23 protein-coding genes are annotated in these 18,931 nt (G+C 46.4%); 19 read left to right on the top strand and 4 right to left on the bottom strand.

Annotated features, from left to right (window positions below; genetic code table 11):
• The first annotated feature begins 9 nt into the window (after positions 1-9).
• The 5 genes from nadA (at position 10) to BTA31_RS19390 (ending at position 4,423) form a co-directional block, all read left to right on the top strand.
• Positions 10-1,119 carry a quinolinate synthase NadA gene (gene nadA / locus BTA31_RS19410; protein WP_076793569.1) on the top strand — a complete coding sequence of 370 codons (1,110 nt, stop codon included), beginning with the start codon at positions 10-12 and terminating at the stop codon, positions 1,117-1,119.
• A 114-nt stretch (positions 1,120-1,233) separates the two neighbouring features.
• Complete coding sequence (gene safA / locus BTA31_RS19405) at positions 1,234-2,295, top strand: SafA/ExsA family spore coat assembly protein (protein ID WP_076793568.1); 1,062 nt, start codon at positions 1,234-1,236, stop codon at positions 2,293-2,295.
• 170 nt (positions 2,296-2,465) lie between these two features.
• Positions 2,466-3,101, top strand: coding sequence for a YhcN/YlaJ family sporulation lipoprotein (locus BTA31_RS19400; protein ID WP_043925409.1), 636 nt, complete (start codon positions 2,466-2,468; stop codon positions 3,099-3,101).
• A 127-nt stretch (positions 3,102-3,228) separates the two neighbouring features.
• Entirely contained in the window at positions 3,229-3,951 is a 723-nt protein-coding gene (locus BTA31_RS19395) for a YebC/PmpR family DNA-binding transcriptional regulator (RefSeq protein WP_076793567.1), read from the top strand.
• A 145-nt stretch (positions 3,952-4,096) separates the two neighbouring features.
• Positions 4,097-4,423: a hypothetical protein gene (locus tag BTA31_RS19390; protein ID WP_076793566.1), complete on the top strand. Its 327-nt coding sequence runs from the start codon at positions 4,097-4,099 to the stop codon at positions 4,421-4,423.
• Positions 4,424-4,532: 109 nt separating this feature from the next.
• Here BTA31_RS19390 and BTA31_RS19385 read toward each other — a convergent pair whose 3' ends face one another.
• Positions 4,533-4,712 (bottom strand): DUF8096 family protein, encoded by a 180-nt coding sequence (locus BTA31_RS19385; RefSeq protein ID WP_003183993.1) that lies wholly within the window; start codon positions 4,710-4,712, stop codon positions 4,533-4,535.
• 413 nt (positions 4,713-5,125) lie between these two features.
• Here BTA31_RS19385 and BTA31_RS19380 point away from each other — a divergent pair, with 413 nt between their 5' ends.
• The 3 genes from BTA31_RS19380 to BTA31_RS19370 all read left to right on the top strand — a co-directional run bounded on the left by BTA31_RS19380 (position 5,126) and on the right by BTA31_RS19370 (position 6,649).
• Positions 5,126-5,836 (top strand): poly-gamma-glutamate hydrolase family protein, encoded by a 711-nt coding sequence (locus tag BTA31_RS19380; RefSeq protein ID WP_076793565.1) that lies wholly within the window; start codon positions 5,126-5,128, stop codon positions 5,834-5,836.
• Positions 5,837-5,896: 60 nt separating this feature from the next.
• A complete protein-coding gene (locus BTA31_RS19375) occupies positions 5,897-6,361 on the top strand; it encodes a DinB family protein (protein WP_076793564.1) in 465 nt (154 codons plus the stop codon).
• A gap of 108 nt (positions 6,362-6,469) precedes the next feature.
• Positions 6,470-6,649: a small acid-soluble spore protein H gene (locus BTA31_RS19370; RefSeq protein WP_020452426.1), complete on the top strand. Its 180-nt coding sequence runs from the start codon at positions 6,470-6,472 to the stop codon at positions 6,647-6,649.
• Between the two features lie 277 nt (positions 6,650-6,926).
• On the opposite strand, the gene BTA31_RS19365 is transcribed toward BTA31_RS19370, so the two are convergent.
• On the bottom strand, positions 6,927-7,574 hold the full coding sequence (locus BTA31_RS19365; RefSeq protein ID WP_076793563.1) for a protein kinase family protein: 648 nt from the start codon (positions 7,572-7,574) through the stop codon (positions 6,927-6,929).
• A gap of 242 nt (positions 7,575-7,816) precedes the next feature.
• On the opposite strand from BTA31_RS19365, the gene BTA31_RS19360 reads away from it, so the two are divergent.
• The 7 genes from BTA31_RS19360 to yajC all read left to right on the top strand — a co-directional run bounded on the left by BTA31_RS19360 (position 7,817) and on the right by yajC (position 12,827).
• Entirely contained in the window at positions 7,817-8,338 is a 522-nt protein-coding gene (locus BTA31_RS19360) for an intercompartmental signaling factor BofC (RefSeq protein WP_076793562.1), read from the top strand.
• Between the two features lie 123 nt (positions 8,339-8,461).
• Positions 8,462-9,067 (top strand): Holliday junction branch migration protein RuvA, encoded by a 606-nt coding sequence (gene ruvA, locus BTA31_RS19355; RefSeq protein ID WP_076793561.1) that lies wholly within the window; start codon positions 8,462-8,464, stop codon positions 9,065-9,067.
• Between the two features lie 9 nt (positions 9,068-9,076).
• Positions 9,077-10,081, top strand: coding sequence for a Holliday junction branch migration DNA helicase RuvB (gene ruvB, locus BTA31_RS19350; protein ID WP_043925416.1), 1,005 nt, complete (start codon positions 9,077-9,079; stop codon positions 10,079-10,081).
• Positions 10,074-10,274 (top strand): DUF2905 domain-containing protein, encoded by a 201-nt coding sequence (locus BTA31_RS19345; RefSeq protein ID WP_003183984.1) that lies wholly within the window; start codon positions 10,074-10,076, stop codon positions 10,272-10,274. Before ruvB ends, BTA31_RS19345 begins: the two co-directional genes overlap by 8 nt.
• Before the next feature lie 40 nt (positions 10,275-10,314).
• A complete protein-coding gene (gene queA / locus BTA31_RS19340) occupies positions 10,315-11,343 on the top strand; it encodes a tRNA preQ1(34) S-adenosylmethionine ribosyltransferase-isomerase QueA (protein WP_076793560.1) in 1,029 nt (342 codons plus the stop codon).
• A 28-nt stretch (positions 11,344-11,371) separates the two neighbouring features.
• Complete coding sequence (tgt, locus tag BTA31_RS19335) at positions 11,372-12,517, top strand: tRNA guanosine(34) transglycosylase Tgt (RefSeq protein ID WP_076793559.1); 1,146 nt, start codon at positions 11,372-11,374, stop codon at positions 12,515-12,517.
• A gap of 46 nt (positions 12,518-12,563) precedes the next feature.
• Positions 12,564-12,827 carry a preprotein translocase subunit YajC gene (yajC, locus tag BTA31_RS19330; protein ID WP_085959518.1) on the top strand — a complete coding sequence of 88 codons (264 nt, stop codon included), beginning with the start codon at positions 12,564-12,566 and terminating at the stop codon, positions 12,825-12,827.
• Positions 12,828-13,027: 200 nt separating this feature from the next.
• Here yajC and BTA31_RS19325 read toward each other — a convergent pair whose 3' ends face one another.
• Positions 13,028-13,411: a TIGR04086 family membrane protein gene (locus tag BTA31_RS19325; protein WP_043925419.1), complete on the bottom strand. Its 384-nt coding sequence runs from the start codon at positions 13,409-13,411 to the stop codon at positions 13,028-13,030.
• 154 nt (positions 13,412-13,565) lie between these two features.
• Between BTA31_RS19325 and BTA31_RS19320 the strand changes: the two genes are divergently transcribed.
• Entirely contained in the window at positions 13,566-14,216 is a 651-nt protein-coding gene (locus BTA31_RS19320; protein WP_043925420.1) for a DUF421 domain-containing protein, read from the top strand.
• Between the two features lie 8 nt (positions 14,217-14,224).
• Here BTA31_RS19320 and spoVB read toward each other — a convergent pair whose 3' ends face one another.
• The gene (spoVB, locus tag BTA31_RS19315) at positions 14,225-15,778 is read right to left on the bottom strand and encodes a stage V sporulation protein B (RefSeq protein ID WP_043925421.1); all 1,554 of its coding nucleotides are present in this window, start codon (positions 15,776-15,778) and stop codon (positions 14,225-14,227) included.
• Positions 15,779-15,895: 117 nt separating this feature from the next.
• Here spoVB and BTA31_RS19310 point away from each other — a divergent pair, with 117 nt between their 5' ends.
• From BTA31_RS19310 to BTA31_RS19300, 3 genes are all read left to right on the top strand, one after another.
• Positions 15,896-16,192 carry a post-transcriptional regulator gene (locus BTA31_RS19310; RefSeq protein WP_076793558.1) on the top strand — a complete coding sequence of 99 codons (297 nt, stop codon included), beginning with the start codon at positions 15,896-15,898 and terminating at the stop codon, positions 16,190-16,192.
• 36 nt (positions 16,193-16,228) lie between these two features.
• On the top strand, positions 16,229-18,454 hold the full coding sequence (gene secDF, locus BTA31_RS19305) for a protein translocase subunit SecDF (RefSeq protein WP_076793557.1): 2,226 nt from the start codon (positions 16,229-16,231) through the stop codon (positions 18,452-18,454).
• Between the two features lie 151 nt (positions 18,455-18,605).
• The gene (locus tag BTA31_RS19300) at positions 18,606-18,899 is read left to right on the top strand and encodes a LapA family protein (protein WP_043925424.1); all 294 of its coding nucleotides are present in this window, start codon (positions 18,606-18,608) and stop codon (positions 18,897-18,899) included.
• The last annotated feature ends 32 nt before the right edge of the window (positions 18,900-18,931 follow it).

The raw sequence follows: 18,931 nt of genomic DNA, 5'->3' as shown, positions 1-18,931 counted from the left end.
AGGTGACAGATGTCTATTTTAAATTTGATTCATGGCGGGAACGCAGGCATGATGCCGGAGCTGTATAAAGAAATGACCGAAGAAGAAATGACCGGAAAGATTTTGAAAATTAAAAAGAAATTCGGGGAAAGACTGTTTATCCCGGGGCATCACTACCAAAAAGACGAAGTGATCCAATTTGCGGACGCGACGGGAGATTCGCTCCAGCTGGCACAAGTCGCCCAAAAAAATAAAAAAGCGGAATATATCGTGTTCTGTGGCGTACATTTTATGGCAGAAACAGCCGATATGCTCACTTCGGACGAACAGATTGTCGTTTTGCCGGACATGCGCGCAGGCTGTTCGATGGCCGATATGGCCAACATGCTGCAGACAAACCGCGCCTGGGAAGAGCTGACAGAGCTGTTTGGCGATACGGTCATTCCGCTCACATATGTCAATTCGACAGCGGAAATCAAAGCTTTTGTGGGAAGAAACGGGGGAGCAGCCGTGACATCCTCAAATGCAGCCCGCATGTTGACATGGGCGCTATCGCAAAAGGAGAGGATTTTATTTCTTCCGGATCAGCACTTGGGACGCAACACGGCATTTGACCTCGGCATTCCTCTCAGCAGGATGGCGATATGGGATCCAATTGCAGAAAAACTTGAGTATAACGGCGCTTTGGAAGACATAAAAATCATTTTGTGGAAGGGGCATTGCTCTGTTCACGAAAAATTTACCGTCGCGAATATCAAAAGCGTTAAAGAGCGGGATCCGGACATCAATGTTATCGTTCATCCGGAATGCACTCATGAAGTCGTCGCACTCAGCGATTTCAGTGGGTCTACAAAAAAAATCATCGACACGATTAATGAAGCAAAACCGGGGAGCAAATGGGCGATTGGAACAGAGATGAACCTTGTTTCACGCATCATTCAAGAACATCCTGATAAACAAATCGAATCCCTTAATCCTGACATGTGCCCTTGTTTGACAATGAACAGAATCGACATGCCGCATTTGCTGTGGTCGCTGGAGCAGATTGACAAAGGTGAACCGACAGGCGTGATCAAAGTTGATCAAGATATCGCAAAAGATGCCATTCTTGCGCTGAATCGGATGTTAACGATCCGTTAACTTTTTGGAGAACAAGTTTTTATCATAACCCCTCCGCTATGCGCATAAATTTGTGGAGAAGCATATTTGTTATTCTATCTGTTCGTTCACGTTTTTGCATAGGAGGGGAAAACGTTGAAAATTCATATTGTCCAAAAGGGCGATTCTCTGGAAAAAATCGCGGAAAGATATGAAGTGGACTTTGAAGAACTGAAAAAGTTGAATTCGCAGCTGAGCAATCCAGACTTGATCATGCCGGGCATGAAAATCAAAGTACCGTCGGGGGGAGTGCCGGTCAAAAAAGAAGAACAGCTCAATATGCGAAAAGAAAAAGAATTACCGAAAAAACAGCAGGAACATCCATTTGCAAAAGAAAAGCCGAAAAGCAAGCTTGATGTTGAAGATATAAAACCGAAACAAAAGCCTTCGGTTCCTTATGTTCCGCCTGTCCCGAACATCGGGCAGTCAAGTTTGCCTGAAGGCGACATTTCGAATTTGTATCAAAGCGTCAATCAGCTTCATCAGCCGTACGTACCTCCAAAACCTTATGAACATCAAGAGAAAGGCCCCAACATGTATAATCCATGGACAAATGAGGAGGAGAATCATATGGAAAATGTCAATTATCCGAATGTTCCGCAGCCGCCAAATGTCGGTGCAGCAGGTGATGAAAATAAGCAGTTTCACGGCATGCCAAATGTAGCTGCAGCTGGATATCATCACCATCCATATCCTTATCCGTTCTATCCTGGAGGCTGCTGGATTCCTGTTTCACCGGTGCTGCCTGGATCGGGATTATGCCACCCTTGGCATCCATATCCTGCTCATATGCCTTACATGCATCAGCCTAGCTATGTATCTCCTGCTGAATATGACGGTGATGACAACATGGGGCATGACAATGCCGGACATCACGGATATCAACAGCAGCCGATGACTGCTCCGGCATATGCGCCTTATCAGCAATTCCCGGGATTTGCACCGCCAAACGTCGGTCATGCGGGCGATCCTAATATGGCGCACGGCAAAGAAGATGACTGCGGGTGCGGGCCAGGTCATTTCCCGGGAGGTTTTCCAGGTGCGGCGCCATATGGACAGATGCCGCAAATGGGAGCTCCGTACGGTATGGGCGGATACGGACAACAGCAGCCTGCAGGCGGACAGATGTTTAACAGACCGGAAGATGATGAAGACTGATTCGGAATGGGACGATGATCTATCGTTCCTTTTTTATTGTGGACCGCCATAAACATTTTCATGCTTTTTAACGGACTGTCTATAACTGTCAAGGGTAACTCTTCACATCCCGCACATCCTAAAAAAGAGCGCAATGCTCAAATTCAGCGGTTTTCACGGGGGGACTACCATTGGACAGCAAGCTGAAAGTGTTTTCGGGTATTTTGCTTTTGACAGCTGGTCTATCTGCCTGCGGAACGAACGACGCTATAGATAATGGAAACAATACGCGTCCGATCGGATATTATTCAAATGATGCAGATCGTAATGCCGGTCTTGATAATGACGGTCCTGTTACAGACATGCTTGAAAACATGAACGGGAGAAACGGTGCAACAAACGTGAACAATCGAGCGGGCAACGGCAATCCCGTTCCAACAGGCGATGGAACTTACAGCCGGGGAGACATGAATTATCACAACCATTTGGTGAATACGGCGGACACAGGCTATGACAGACCGGAAAATCGTAAAATTTCAAGGAATATCACTGGGCGCGTCAACAAATTGAATTATGTTGACGAAAGCCAGGCTGTCGTAACGAATGAAACGGTCATCATCGCGGTACGGTCAGATAAACGGCTGACAAATAACGAGAGAACTCAAATTAGAAAAGCAGCCAAAACGTTTGCTGGAGACCGAACCGTACAAGTAGTCGAGGACGACGGCGCATTTACAAGGCTGCGCGAAATGAACGATGATCCTCAGAACATTAGGGATCGCGGAGACACGACGAATAACAATTTGAACCGCTTGCGCAACCAATAACAAGCTGGGAATTGCCGGGGATTCCCCGGCAATTTTTTTTGGAGCGTCCGGCCGATTTCTTTACAAAAGCGGGGAAAACCGTATAAAGTGTACATAGAGACGAGAATTTTTTTGGAGGTAGAAAGAAATGGCTGGCCATTCTAAATGGAAAAATATTCAGAGAAGAAAAAATGCCCAAGATGCTAAACGCGGCAAAATTTTCATGAAGCTTGCCAAAGAAATATATGTAGCCGCAAAAGAAGGGGGAGCTGATCCCGAATCTAACGCAAGTCTGCGTCTCGTCATCGATAAAGCCAAAAATGCAAACATGCCAAACGACAACATCGACCGCGCCATCAAAAAAGCTTCCGGCAGCCAGGATGGAAAAAGCTACGAGGAAATTACGTATGAGGGCTACGGCCCAAGCGGTGTGGCTGTCATGGTCAAATGTTTGACAGATAATAAAAACCGGACGGCGACAAGCGTCAGAACCGCTTTCAGCAAAAACGGCGGCAGCTTGGGAGAAACAGGATGCGTTTCTTATATGTTCGACCGGAAAGGATATATTGCAATCGAGCGTGAAGATCTTGAGATAGATGAAGAAGAGTTTATGCTTGAGGTTATTGATGCCGGTGCCGAGGAGCTCGAAACGAGCGAAGAGCTTTTCGAGATTTATACAGAGCCCGAACAGTTTGAAGAAGTGAAGAAAAGCTTGGAGGAACGCGGCTACCAAACGGCAACAGCCGAAATTACAATGGTTCCGCAAACCTATGCAGAAGTCGATGAAGCGCTTCAGGAAAAAATCGAGAATCTCATTGACGTACTTGAAGATGATGACGATGTGCAGGAAGTGTATACGAACGTTCATTAAAGAAAAGGGCGCCGCTCAAGATGAGCGGTGTCCTTTTCTGCATCATCAACCATTTAGCAGCCTTATCAAGCTGCTGCGGAATCAAGATTTGATTGTTCATCATATATTGTGAAGGAATCTGTCATCATGAGAGGAGGTTCTATAAATGGCTGAACAGCGCGAAAATGAGAAGCCTTTCACGGCTATGGACGCGGGTGCGCAAGATCAGGAAACCGCTCAAGTCATCGAAAATATCAACAGCTTTATCACGGGATTTGGTCAATCCATCAATGAGCTGGTTCAGAAAAACAGCGGTATCGATCTGAGAGAGGCCGACCTCACAAAAAGCGAAAATGCAGAGATTAATCGAGCGGTCCAAAATATCATCAGCGAATACATTCAAAATATCAACAGCCTGAATGCTGATCTTAGCGGAAAGATCGGTGAATCGATCAACGGCATCGTCACAAGCAAAGATCAAAAAGATGTTTAAACATTTGACAGCATGACATGTATTGCCGGCGAAGCTCTATTCAGCCTTGCCGGCAAGTTTTTTTATACATATAAAAATGCTGAAGTGAAAACCGATCGGGCTGTAACGTTCAAATGCTTTTTTTCATGCCGCAGCGCCGGCATTCGCGCAAAAACTGCCCGTTTTTTACAGAGCTTTTAAAAAGGGTGTAATCGCAATTGTCGCACCGTCCGTGGCGGACATCCGGATATTGATTGTAATCATAAACTTTTGTCAGGTCGTAGCCTTTTGTTTCATATTCTGTTTCCATGTTTTATCACCTGCATTTTTATTGTCGGTAATAGGATAACAGAACGGGGAGGAAAAGAAAATATAACATCTGCAGCCGGCAGGCGCAGCTGATTTTCACTTTTATCAAACCGTATACCCCGTTCCTGATAGAACGCCTCATTCTCAAGCGGGATAGGCTGTAAGGAAAACTATGCAACAAGAGACGCCTATTGTTATGAGATTTTCTTCTTAAAATTTATCGATCTTTTAAACTAAAGAAAAAGTATTGTTTTAATAAAATTATTTAAATTTTTATTTTTTATCAAACTTATTCATAATTGAACGCGTCATGTCTAAAGCGTAAAATAACTGTGTCACAAAAAAGCCAAATATACAATAAGGCATGGAGGACATGCTTAGAAATCGAAAGGTAGTGTAAAAGGGGAATAATCAATGAAGAAAAAAGTACTCATCTACTTGGTGATCGCAGCAGTGATGATAAATGGTGTATACAGGTGGTCTGAAAAAACAACCCGGGAGAACTACCAGATCCAAGCCGGGGACAGATACAAGAACTTCAAGGAATTGCAGGAACACGAAAAAAGCGGCTATGACATTGAGTATCACGAAAAAGCGGGAAGCGACTGTTTAATCTTTTCGCCTCACGGAGGAAGAATAGAAGGCGGAGTGAGCGAGCTTGTCCGAGCTTTCAAAGATGATTACTCAACTTATTTATTCGAAGGAAAAAAGGATGAGAACAACTCCGATCTCCATATTACAAGCACAAACTTTGACGAGCCTTTGGCATTGCAGAAAATCAAAGAACACCGCTATACTATCGCATTCCACGGCTATTCTGGCGACCGCCCGCACACGCTTGTAGGAGGAACGGACAGAAAGCTGGCAAAAGCTATCGTCAAATCGCTGAAGAAGTCTGACTTTTCCGCAGAATTGGTCAAAGTGGACGGGAAATTTGCCGGAACTGCTGAGGAAAACATCAATAATGAAAGCCAGACAGGAATGAGCGTGCAGCTTGAAATCAGCACGGCCCAAAGGAAAGAGTTTTTCGGAGACTTTTCCTATAAAGAGAGGGAGGAGACAAAAACGAGAACATTCCGCAAATATGTCAAGGCGGTCCGAAGGGTGCTGCAGGATAGATGCTGAAAATGGAAACTCGTGTTATTCTGTGTATGAACTGCTAAAACATGAAGGAGGAATAAGAGAATGGAACGGAAAGACCGCATCGTTCAGGAATTTATGTCCCACCGCCTGGTGACAGAAGAACTGATTCAAAAGATTGATGAAAAACATCTCGATTACAAACCGACTGAAACGTCAATGCCCGCTAAGGAACTTGTCACGCATATGCTGCAATCTTTCTATGCCTTTGCTTCGGCGGCAAAGGAAGGGAACGGTGAGGCTTTTAAAAAGAAGCCGGAAGAAACAGGGACAAGTCTGAGCGAGCTCGCCAAAACGTATACAGAAAAAACAAAAAAGCTGCTTGAATCTTTTACGGATGAAGAATTGGATCGTGAAGTTGATTTAACCGGTGTCTTCGGACGAAAAATAGCCGGCGAACAGCTGCTGCAACTCGCGATCGGACACGAAATTCATCACAAAGGCAATCTGTTTGTTTATGTGCGTGAAATGGGACACACGGATCTGCCTTTGTACGTAAAGATTCATTGATGCCGGGAGCCTGAAAATATACCCTCCTTAAAAGAAAACCGGTTAAAAAGGAATACGAAAGCAGCCGGGAGTACACATTATGAGTAAAAGCAAAAGGAGGGTGTCAGGATGAATACGCAGCGTGCCCAGGAAATCGTCGAATCACCCGACATGGTTGATGTTACTTATAACGGCAAGCCGATTTATATTCAGCGTGTCAACGAACAAAATGAAACCGCAAGAATCTTTCCGCTCGGCCAGCCGGAGAACGAGCAGGAAGTACCGCTCACAAATTTGAAAGAACATTAAAAAGCAACCCCTTCTGATGAAGGGGTTTTGTTTTGTATTTGACTTATCACTCGGCCAGCAAAAAACACCCGAAAGCCCGAGTGTTTAATTTATGATTTTCGCAAGTCCTCTTACTACGAACCTTAGCACATAAAACAACGGCTCAAGCAAATCAAGGAGATAAAGATAATCCCATTTGTCATCATTTCGTTTATTTTTTTTCTTCAACAGTTGTTTCTCCTTTCTTGACGGTAATGGGGTTATTTCATATACGGGCATGCTTTCTTTAAGTTTCAGGTTACGGGTGAAATTTGTTTTTTCTGGAGGCCCAGTGTTTTTGGAGCCAGCTTTTTTTATAAAGATAAGCGATCAATTCCATCCACAGCTTAGGAAGCCTCTGCGGGAAACGGCTTTTTTTGTAAATGGTTTGATAGGCTGTTTTTAAGTCATCCCATTGTCTGCATTCTTTCGTCTGCAAAAACCTGGCGACATCGATGACTTTGATTGTTCCAGACGGCGTCAATATCAGGTTTCGGAGGTGGATATCGGATGGATTCAACCCTTTCCGCCGCGCGTCGTTCAATGCGCGGTCGACCTCGCAGATCATGTCATCATCGATCGGAATGCCTTTGTTTAAACACTCATAAAAAGTGTATCCTTTAATATACTCCATTAATATATATGATGGCCCTGTTTCATATATATCAGGATAATAATTCGAATCCGAAAGCTTTTTGTAAATCTCCGCTTCCCTTGCGGCAATGTTCTTAAATTCGGGAAAAAAGACTTTAAGAGCCATTTCCCTGCCCTCTTCAGTCAGCTTAAAAACGTATGCGCTCCTGCCTTTCCCGATCAACTCCAGGTCATCGGGTTTTCGGACAAGTTTGTTGAACTTTTTTTTCGTATCATACTTTACGGCTTCTGCATAGGTTTGCGCCTTTTTCACGCTGAGCTCACCTTCTTTTTAAGGGCTGGTCAAACGAAAAACTCTCTATAATGTTGTTTATACATGAGAACGGGCGGTTTTGCACCTTAAATGCTTTTGAGTTCTTCATATTGGTTTGAAAATGTAATATTCGTAAACCGGTTGTCATCTAAAAAGAGATCGCTTGCTTTTTTAGATTAATTTTTAAAAGCGTTGGTCAAACTATAGATATGATCGTTAAGGCAAAAAAGAAGGTGATATTGATGTACAGCCGAAGCAAGTGCAAAATCGGTTTATTGCTTATTGGAAGTCTGCTGGCCGCGCTCAGCTTTCACCTGGAGGCCTTGGCCGAAAAGCCGGCTAAAGTTCAAATCCAGCTTGAAAAGGTTTATCTGGACGGAGACGTTGGAATCGAAAATAAAGTAGAGGCCGCTCGCACACTGGAAGACTTTAAAGCTGCCTATAAAGGGTGGCAGCTTATCGATCAGAAAAAGGGGTTTATTCTGTTTCGCAAACAGGTGGACGACATTTCTCCCCTCAGCAAAACAAACGGTTATATCGGAGTGACGGAAGACGGCGTAATTTCGACTTTTCACGGCCGCCCGGGCATATTATCAGAGCCGATTCAATCGTTTTTTCAGATTGATATAAAGCGGCTGGAAAGCCGGATGGCGGATGATTTGCGCAAAGGGATACCATACCGCACGAAGAAGGAATTTGAACATGTCATTGAAGCCGTAAAATCATCCGGAAGCCAACATCATGTAAAAGATATGAAGACATGACGCTGTTATGTCTTTTTTTAGCTGCAATCAGAATCCTTTTTTAGCGAACATATGTTAACTTTTTCATTCTAGCTTTGCCTGTTTTGTGTTACAATGAAGAGCAGTCAAAGAGGTGAATGAACGTTGATCGAATTCGTAAAAGGGACGATTGATTATGTATCGCCCCAATATATTGTCATTGAAAACGGCGGGATCGGCTATCAGATCTTTACGCCAAATCCGTTTATTTATAAGAAAAACAGCAAAGAAACAATCTATACATACCATTATGTAAGAGAAGACACGAATGCGCTGTACGGCTTTTCAACAAGGGAAGAAAAAATGCTGTTTACGAAAATGCTGAATGTTACGGGGATCGGCCCAAAAGGAGCGCTTGCGATCCTCGCTTCCGGCGATCCGGGAGCGGTGATTGAAGCGATCGAGAATGAGGACGAAGCGTTTCTCGTTAAATTCCCCGGCGTAGGCAAAAAAACGGCAAGGCAGATCATCCTTGATCTGAAAGGAAAGCTTGCAGACGCCGTTCCTGACATCGCGGCCGATCTGTTTAACCATGAAGAACGGGAGCAAATTCATGAAGCGAAAACGGCTCTTGAGGAGGCGCTTGAAGCATTGAGGGCGCTCGGCTATTCCGACCGGGAAATTAAAAAAGTCCAGCCTCATTTGAAAAAGGAAGAGGCGCTTTCGACGGACCAATACGTTAAAAAAGCATTGCAAAAATTGTTAAAGTAAGGTGATATCATGGATGAGCGGCTTGTATCAAGTGAACTAGACAACCATGAATCAGCGATTGAGCAAAGTCTGCGTCCGCAAAGACTGGCTCAGTATATCGGCCAAGAAAAAGTGAAAGATAACCTCAAGGTTTTCATCGAAGCTGCGAAAATGCGGGAGGAAACCCTTGACCATGTCTTATTGTACGGGCCGCCGGGATTGGGAAAAACGACGCTCGCGGCGATCATCGCCAACGAAATGGGAGTCAATCTCAGAACGACGTCAGGTCCGGCGATTGAGCGCCCCGGCGATTTGGCGGCGATATTAACGGCTCTGGAGCCAGGTGACGTTTTATTTATTGACGAGATCCACCGCCTGCACCGTTCGATCGAAGAGGTGCTGTACCCTGCGATGGAAGATTTCTGCCTTGATATCGTGATCGGCAAAGGACCGTCGGCACGTTCTGTGAGGCTCGATCTTCCTCCTTTTACCCTTGTCGGGGCAACCACAAGGGTCGGGCTTTTAACCGCGCCTCTCAGGGACAGGTTCGGCGTTCTGTCGAGGCTTGAGTATTACACGCGTGACGAGCTTTCGGAAATCGTGATCAGAACGGCAGAGCTGTTTGAAGTCGACATCGATTCGCTCTCGGCTCTCGAAATCGCGAGACGGTCACGAGGGACACCGCGGATTGCCAACAGGCTTTTGAGGAGGGTCAGGGATTTTGCCCAAGTGCTTGGAAACAGCTCCATCACAGAGGAAGTGGCGGTTGATGCGCTTGAACGCCTCCAGGTTGATAAACTCGGGCTTGACCATATTGACCGCAAGCTTTTGCTGGGCATGATCGAAAAATTTGGCGGCGGTCCCGTCGGCATCGATACGATTTCGGCTACCATCGGTGAGGAGTCTCACACGATTGAGGATGTGTATGAGCCGTATCTTCTTCAAATCGGTTTTATTCAAAGAACGCCGCGGGGACGCATCGTAACCCCTGATGTTTACAGCCACTTTAAAATGGAGGTTCCGAACCATGACTGAATTTCCAAAGATTTTAATGGTGCTGGGCGCCGTCATTTTTGGCATCGGTTTATTCATGCAAGTCATCGGCAGGCTTCCCGGCGATATTTTTGTGAAAAAGGGAAACGTGACGTTTTTCTTTCCGGTTGTTACATGCATTGTCATCAGCATCATTCTGTCCGTGGTGTTTTCGTTCTTCGGACGAATGAAATGATGCGACATTCAAGTCTATAGATAGAGTAAGGTGAAAAAAGATGAAAGTAGAATTATTCGATTTTGACTTGCCTGAACGCCTCATCGCACAGGTTCCTTTAAAAGAGCGGGATGCGTCCAGGCTAATGGTGCTGGATAAAAAAACAGGGGAGATCACTCACAGCACGTTTAAGCACGTGATTGATTTTCTGAACGCGGGCGATTGCATCGTGCTGAACGATACGAGGGTGCTGCCAGCCCGCTTGTACGGAGTCAAGGAAGAGACGGGAGCAAAGGTTGAAGTTCTTCTGTTAAAACAGGAAGAAGGGGACGTCTGGGAAACGCTTGTCAAACCCGCAAAGCGGGTCAAGCGAGGAACTGTTCTTTCGTTTGGAGACGGCCGTCTAACGGCGGTCTGCACAGACGAGCTCGAGCACGGCGGTAGGAAAATTGAATTCCGCTATGAAGGGATTTTTTATGAGGTGCTCGAATCGCTCGGTGAAATGCCTCTGCCTCCTTATATTAAAGAACAGCTCGATGACAGGGAGCGCTATCAGACGGTTTACTCAAAGAAACAGGGATCGGCGGCTGCACCGACGGCCGGGCTGCATTTTACGGAAGAGATTCTCGATGCGCTCAGGAAAAAAGGCGTGCATATTGCGTTTATCACCCTTCATGTCGGACTCGGGACATTCCGGCCTGTCAGTGCGGATAATGTAGAGGAACACGACATGCATGCAGAGTTTTATGAAATGTCGGAAGAAACGGCAGCATTGTTAAACCGCGTCAGACAGGATGGCGGAAGGATCATTTCCGTGGGCACGACATCGACGAGAACGCTTGAGACCATCGCTTCCGAGCATGACGGCCGCTTCCTTGAAGCGAGAGGCTGGACATCGATTTTTATCTATCCCGGCTATACATTCCGGGCGATAGACGGGATGATTACCAATTTTCATCTTCCTAAATCGTCCCTCATTATGCTTGTCAGCGCGCTCGCAGGCAGAGAGCATGTGCTTTCCGCCTACCGGACCGCAGTGGAACAAGAATACCGCTTCTTCAGCTTTGGAGACGCCATGTTGATCAAATAAAATTCAAACAGATGGGAGGGCTCATAATTTGTCACAGCAACCGATACGCTATGAGTTCATAAAAGCATGTAAACAAACAGGAGCAAGGCTGGGGAGAGTGCACACCCCCCACGGCTCATTTGAAACGCCGGTGTTTATGCCCGTAGGAACGCTCGCCACCGTCAAAACGATGGCGCCGGAAGAGCTGAAAGAAATGGGTGCAGGCATTATTTTAAGCAATACGTACCATCTTTGGCTGAGACCGGGCCATGACATCGTCAAAGAGGCGGGGGGCCTTCATCAGTTTATGAATTGGGACCGCGCCATCTTGACGGATTCAGGCGGCTTTCAGGTGTTTTCCCTGAGCGAGTTCCGCAAAATCGAAGAGGAAGGCGTTCATTTCCGCAATCATTTAAACGGAGACAAGCTGTTTTTATCTCCTGAAAAAGCGATGGAAATCCAAAACGCGCTCGGCTCGGATATCATGATGGCGTTTGACGAATGTCCGCCGTACCCGGCAGAGTACGATTATATGAAGAAGTCTGTTGAACGGACGAGCCGCTGGGCGGAAAGGTGCCTGAAAGCGCACAATCGTCCTGACGAGCAGGGGCTTTTCGGAATCGTTCAAGGCGGCGAGTACGAAAACTTGAGAAAACAAAGTGCGAAAGACTTGATTTCATTGGATTTTCCGGGATATGCTATAGGTGGACTATCCGTCGGAGAGCCAAAAGACGTGATGAACCGTGTGCTTGAGTTTACAACTCCGCTGCTTCCTGCGGATAAACCGCGCTACTTAATGGGTGTCGGTTCACCTGACTCATTGATTGACGGAGCGATCCGCGGAGTGGATATGTTCGATTGCGTACTGCCGACAAGGATAGCGAGAAACGGTACGCTCATGACGAGCGAAGGGCGCCTCGTCGTCAAAAATGCCAAATATGAAAGAGATTTCGGACCGATTGATGAGCAGTGCGACTGCTATACGTGCCGCAATTACTCGCGCGCTTATATCAGACATTTAATCCGCTGCAACGAAACGTTTGGAATTCGTTTAACTTCTTATCATAACCTCTATTTTCTGTTAAAATTAATGGGGCAAGTGAGAGATGCCATTCGTGAAGATCGTTTAGGTGATTTCCGGGAAGAGTTTTTTGAGCGCTACGGTTTTAATAAACCAAATGCTAAAAGTTTCTGACACATAAACGAAGAAAGCGATAAAACCATTTGAAAGGGGTGAAAAAATAATGGAGATGCTTGGAACATTACTTCCGATTATTTTAATGTTTGCGGTTCTTTATTTCCTTTTGATCCGTCCGCAGCAAAAGCAGCAGAAAGCTGTCCGCCAAATGCAGGAGGAGCTGAAAAAAGGAGATAAGGTCGTAACGATCGGCGGCCTGCACGGCATCGTTGATTCAATTGACGAAAGCAAGGTTGTCATCAAAACAGGCGACAATACCCGTCTGACATTCGACCGCCGCGCGATCAGAGAGGCGTCAGCAGAATAGCCGAAAGGCTGATACATAAACATCGGAAATCGGGCTTACACAGGACGTGATGGCGGCGCTGTTCGGACGGGACGTCCGGGCGCTATAAGCGCCGTTCCCTATGTTTTGAGGAAGCTGCATTTGTTCCTGATGTGAATGGCATAAAAGAAGCCTGCGGGCACTGGGAAAGGGAGCGGACATCCGCTCCCTTTTTGCTGCCTTTATGCACGGCTCCCCTGCAGATTGACCCCGAAAATTCCGCCCAGCATGCTGACTCCCAAAAAGCCGGAATGATAGAGGAGCTGCTTCAAATTGAAGGCCTCTCCAAAGCCGAGATATTGAAACAAAAGCACCGTAAGGGAGAAGCAAAGCGCTGTCAACCCCCCGCTCAGCCATCCCTTTTCCTTCGATTTTCCTCCCGCAATAAAACCGCCGATAAACAAGGTAATAAAAGATATGGCGGTAATGAACCAGCTGAATGAACTTTCGGTCAATGATGTGAAGGTGAGGAGCAGCGAAATGAGCAGGCTTCCTGCAAACATCAAAGCGAAAATGACCACCAAGCTGTATAAAATTCCTTTGCCGACTTGTTTTGGTTCGTTCATCACGATCCTCCTTTCAAATAGACGGGCTCGTCTTTTTATATGTATTCTGCATGTTTCGCAAATAGACTAGCTCTCCCCACCTTTTATACATAAAAGCCTCAATTTAACAAAGGCTATGTTTATGATCATGATAGGCGGAAGGAGGCGGGCCGTAATGGATGAAATCTTAGCTCTTACGTTTCGGACGATCGTTTTGTATTTCATCATCTTTATTTTGTTTCGCTTGATGGGGAAGAGGGAAATAGGCGAGCTGAGCATACTGGATCTTGTCGTTTTTATCATGATGGCCGAAATCGCGGTTTTGGCTATTGAAAATCTCGATGACCACCTTCTCCATACGATCATCCCGATTCTCGTTTTGACGCTGATCCAGGTTATATTTGCATATCTGTCATTGAAAAATCAAAAAATCCGCCGGCTTCTCGATGGAAAACCGACGATTATCATAGACCGCGGAAAAATTGATGAACACGCCATGAGGACACAGCGCTATAATTACGATGATTTGATGACGCAGCTGAGAGATAAGAATGTGGAACGAATCGCGGATGTTTCGTATGCGATTTTGGAGCCGACCGGGAAGCTTTCAGTGTTTACAAAAGACGGGCCGAACAAAATGATCGAACTGCCGTTGATTGTTGACGGAGTTGTTCAGAAAGAAGAATTGGAAAAGATCGGGAAGAACCGGGAGTGGCTTGAGCAAAAGCTTGAAAAAAAAGGACACCGCGATCTTTCCAAAATTTCTTATTGCACATACAATAATGGTTCTTTTTTTATTGACATAAAGGATGAATTTAAACCTTAAAGCGAAAGCTACGAAATCCAGCGGCCGAACAGCGGAAACCGCTGGATTTCTTCTTTTTTGACCAGCTTGAAGGCGACCAGAAGGAAGACGTAAAGAAAGCTTGTAACCGCGATACACAACAGCAGGCGCATCGGCTCGGACTGGTCTAAAAAAAGGTGTTCTTTCATCAGAAGGCTGCCCCACCCCGATATCAAAATGACGCCGAAGGATACGATATATTCTTTCAGGTTAATGCTGATGGGAAGCACTTTGCTGACGGTTGCAGCGTGCAGCAAAGTGACAAGGATGATTCCCGTTAAGATCGCAAGCGCAGCCCCCATAATGCCAAGCGAAGGCCGTGAAGCGAGAACAAAAATGAGACCGGTTTTCACAACGGCGCCGACAAGGCTGTTCATCATTGCAGCGCCGGCCAGGTTTAAAGCCTGCAGGACGGCTTGCAGGGGACCTTGGAAATAGTAAAACAAAAAGAATGGAGCCATGATTTTGACGTAAATGGCGGCATTTGACGACCCGTACATCACGCTAACCAGCTCATCCGCATACGAAAATAAAATGACCGCCGATATTCCGCCGCTTAAAAGGCAAAGCCTCATCGCCTGCTCAAGCCTGTATTCCACGACCTGCATTTTTTTCTGCTCGATTCCTTCGCTGATGGCGGGAACGAGCGCGGTAGACAGCGAATATGTGATAAAGCTCGGGAGGGTGAGAAGCGTCAGGGCAAAGCCGGTCAATTCCCCGTACTGGCTCGTTGCGGCTGAAGCGGCGACCCCTGCTATCGCAAGGCTTTGCGCTACGACAATCGGCTCAAAAAACCATGACAGATTGCCGATAAAACGGCTGCCCGTCGTTGGAAGCGAGACGCTCATCAGCTCAAAAAAAGTCGTTCGCCCCGATTTCAGCGATTGGAAAAAACGTTTTCTGATGCGGATTTTCTTTTTGTATTTAAAGGCGACGAACAAATAAAGGAGTGAAGCCAACTCGCCAAACACGGATGACAGCATGGCGCCCGCTGCTGCATATTCAATGCCGAGCGGAAGGAATGCTGTCGTGCAGACGGCGACGAGCGATATCCGGACAATTTGTTCGAGAACCTGGGACACGGCAAGCGGCCGCATGTTTTGCTTTCCTTGAAAATAGCCCCTAAGCACGCTGGAAACGGCAATGATCGGCACGACCGGCGTAACCGCCAAAAGCGGATAAAGCGTTCTTTTGTCTGTGAGCAGCGTGTCGGCCATCAGCGGAGCGTAAATGAGAAACACCGGAGTAATGATGGCGCTGAGCGTCCCGGTGATCGCAAGAGACATCACTAAAATCTGCTTTGTCTTCCTGTGGTCTCCGCGCGCTTCCGCTTCAGCGACCAGCTTGCTGATGGCGACCGGGAGGCCGAACTGGGTGAGGGTGACCGCCAGAAAAAAAGTCGGGGCCGCCATCATGTAAAGCCCGACGCCTTCACCTCCGATGAACCTTGCGATGACAATCCGGTTGATAAAGCCGAGCATTCTCGTAATCAAACCTGCCGCTATTAAAATGAGCGTTCCTTTTAAAAACGTCTGCTTCGTCATTTCTAGAGTCCCCTGCCTTCTCAAACAACCTTTAATCATATACAATAAGATATGCGCATACATCGTCCAAGCATGACAAGTCTCTCTGAAAAAATGTGAAAGGAGCGTGGCTTAGGCATGGGCAAACATTCGGCTGATCTGTACAAGGACCATTTAAAACCCTTTCTTCACAGCAAGACGGAAGAGTTTAGGATACTCGGTTATGACGATATTGAAATAGAGGAATTGTGGTCATACTTATTGAATAAGAAATGGAAGAAGCGGAAGGATGTTCAAATTCATCAGCTCGCCGGTGATATTTTATCTGTGAAAATTGGCGAATTTATGAACTATGCAACCGTAGAATCGTTTAAAACGTCTAATTTACTCGACAGCAAAGAAGGGCAGGATATGCTCGATGAGCTGCTGAGGTAGCCGTTGATTTTGGTTGATTTAAGGAGGAAATACATAATGAAAAAAGGACGCTTGATTGCGTTTTTCCTTACCGTTCTCTTGATCGGTACAGGACTGGGAATGTTCACGAAGCCGGCTGCAGACAACATCAGCCTCGGTCTTGATCTTCAGGGCGGTTTTGAGGTTCTGTATGAAGTCCAGCCTGCCAAACAGGGCGACAAAATTGACAGGGATGCCCTCGTCAGCACGGTTGAAGCGCTGAACCGCCGGGCAAATGTATTAGGCGTCAGCGAGCCGAACATTCAAATCGAAGGAAACAACCGGATCAGAGTTCAGCTTGCCGGCGTCGACAACCAGAACAGGGCGCGGGAAATCTTATCGACACAGGCGCAGCTCACGTTCAGGGATACGAATGACAAAGAGCTTTTGAACGGTGCGGATCTTGTCGAAAACGGCGCCAAACAGTCGTTCAAACAGGATACGAATGAGCCGATCGTGACGATCAAGCTGAAGGATGCCGATAAATTCGGCGAAGTAACGAAGAAAGTGCTCGATATGAAGCCGAACAACCAGCTTGTCATCTGGCTTGATTACAAAAAAGGCGACTCCTTTAAAAAGGAATCGCAAAAAGCGGATCATAAATACATCTCCGCTCCGAATGTCAGCCAGGTGCTGAATACGTCAGACGTGATGATTGAAGGTAACTTTACGATTCAGGAAGCAAAAGATATGGCGAGCATTTTAAATGCGGGCGCTCTTCCTGTCAAACTCGTTGAAAAGTATTCGACATCCGTCGGGGCGCAGTTTGGGGAGCAGGCTTTAAATGATACCGTGTTTGCGGGAATCGTTGGTATTGCTATTATTTTCTTATTTATGCTTCTTTACTATCGCTTGCCTGGTTTTATTGCGGTCATTACACTTTCGGTCTACATCTACATTACACTGCAGATCTTTGACTGGATGAATGCGGTTCTGACCCTGCCGGGGATCGCGGCTCTTATATTGGGTGTCGGGATGGCGGTTGACGCCAACATCATTACGTATGAACGCATAAAAGAAGAGCTGAAGCTCGGCAAATCGGTCCGTTCGGCTTTTAAAGCAGGAAACAGAAGATCATTTGCAACGATCTTTGATGCCAATATTACGACGATGCTTGCCGGAATTGTGCTTTTCATATTTGGTACAAGCTCTGTCAAAGGCTTCGCGACCATGCTGATCCTATCCATTTTGACAAGCTTTATAACAGCTGTCTTCCTGTCGCGCTTCCTGCTCGGCCTGCTGGTCGAAAGCCGCTGGCTTGACCGGAAAAAAGGCTGGTTTGGAGTGCGCAAAAAAGACATCCTGGACATCAGCAAGACAGACGAAAACACGGAGCCCCCGACCCTGTTTGCCAAATGGGATTTCGTCGGGAAGCGTAAATGGTTCTTCGCATTTTCCGGGATTGTTTTGGCCGCGGGAATTGTCATTCTGCTTGTTTTCAGGCTAAACCTTGGCATCGATTTCTCCAGCGGATCAAGAATTGAAGTCCAAAGCGATCACAAGCTGACGAGCGAAGAGCTGAAAAAAGATTTCGAAGAGGTCGGGCTGACAGCCGATTCGATCGTTTTGTCGGGTGATGATCAGAAACACGGCGTCGCCAGATTTGTCGGCGTTCCGGATCAGAAAAAAATTGCCGAAGTGAAGGATTATTTTAAAGGCAAATACGGTACGGAACCGAACGTCAGCACAGTATCACCGACCGTCGGAAAAGAGCTGGCGAGAAACGCTCTCTACGCGGTGGCCATCGCGGCTCTCGGGATCATCTTGTATGTTTCGATCCGCTTTGAATATAAGATGGCGATTGCGGCGATCGCGTCCTTGCTTTACGATGCATTCTTCATCATTGCGATCTTCAGCATTACAAGGCTCGAGGTGGATATTACGTTTATCGCAGCCGTGCTGACGATTATCGGTTATTCGATCAACGATACGATCGTAACGTTTGACAGAATCAGGGAACAGGTGAAAAAGCGCAAGCCGAAGAGCTTCAGCGATCTATCGCATATTGTGAATTTGAGCTTGCAGCAAACGTTCACGCGTTCGATTAATACGGTGCTGACCGTCGTCATTGTGGTCATTGCGCTCCTCATTTTTGGCGCAGCATCGATTACAAACTTCTCTGTCGCGCTGTTAATCGGGCTGTTGAGCGGAGTGTATTCATCGCTCTACATCGCAGCTCAAGTATGGCTTGTCTGGAAAGGGCGCGAGCTGAAAAGGCCAAAGCGCAAGCCTGCAGAAGATTAAATAGTGGACTGCCCGCACTGCCGGGCGGTCTTTTTTTGATTTAAAAGAAAAAAGTTGTTTTTGCGGCTTTCTATCGGTCTTCTTTTTGTTTAAAATTGGAGCAGAGCGGGAAAATAACGCTAGAAAACGACGCGAATGGAGAGAGTATCTCATGAACAAACAATGGACGTTAATTGCTGCACTTATTTTTACATTAATTGTTGCTGTTTTCGCGGTCATTAATGTTGAACCGGTGAAAGTTGATTTTCTTTTTGGAACGGCCGAATGGCCCTTGATCTTGGTCATTTTGGTGTCGGTATTGATGGGGGCGCTTATCATCGGCTCAGCCGGCGCTTTCCAGATCATGCGGCTGAAAAAAGAGCTCAAGGCGCTCAACAGAGAAGAACGGGCAAAGCATCCTGAACTTGAAGCCGAATCGGCGGCGCCCGAAAATCAGAAAGACTAGAAAGATTGCACGAAATAAATTGAATCCCCTCA

The sequence above is a fragment of the Bacillus haynesii genome, assembly GCF_001969855.1.
Taxonomy (GTDB): domain Bacteria; phylum Bacillota; class Bacilli; order Bacillales; family Bacillaceae; genus Bacillus; species Bacillus haynesii.
This window is presented reverse-complemented; position numbering and strand designations above follow the sequence as displayed.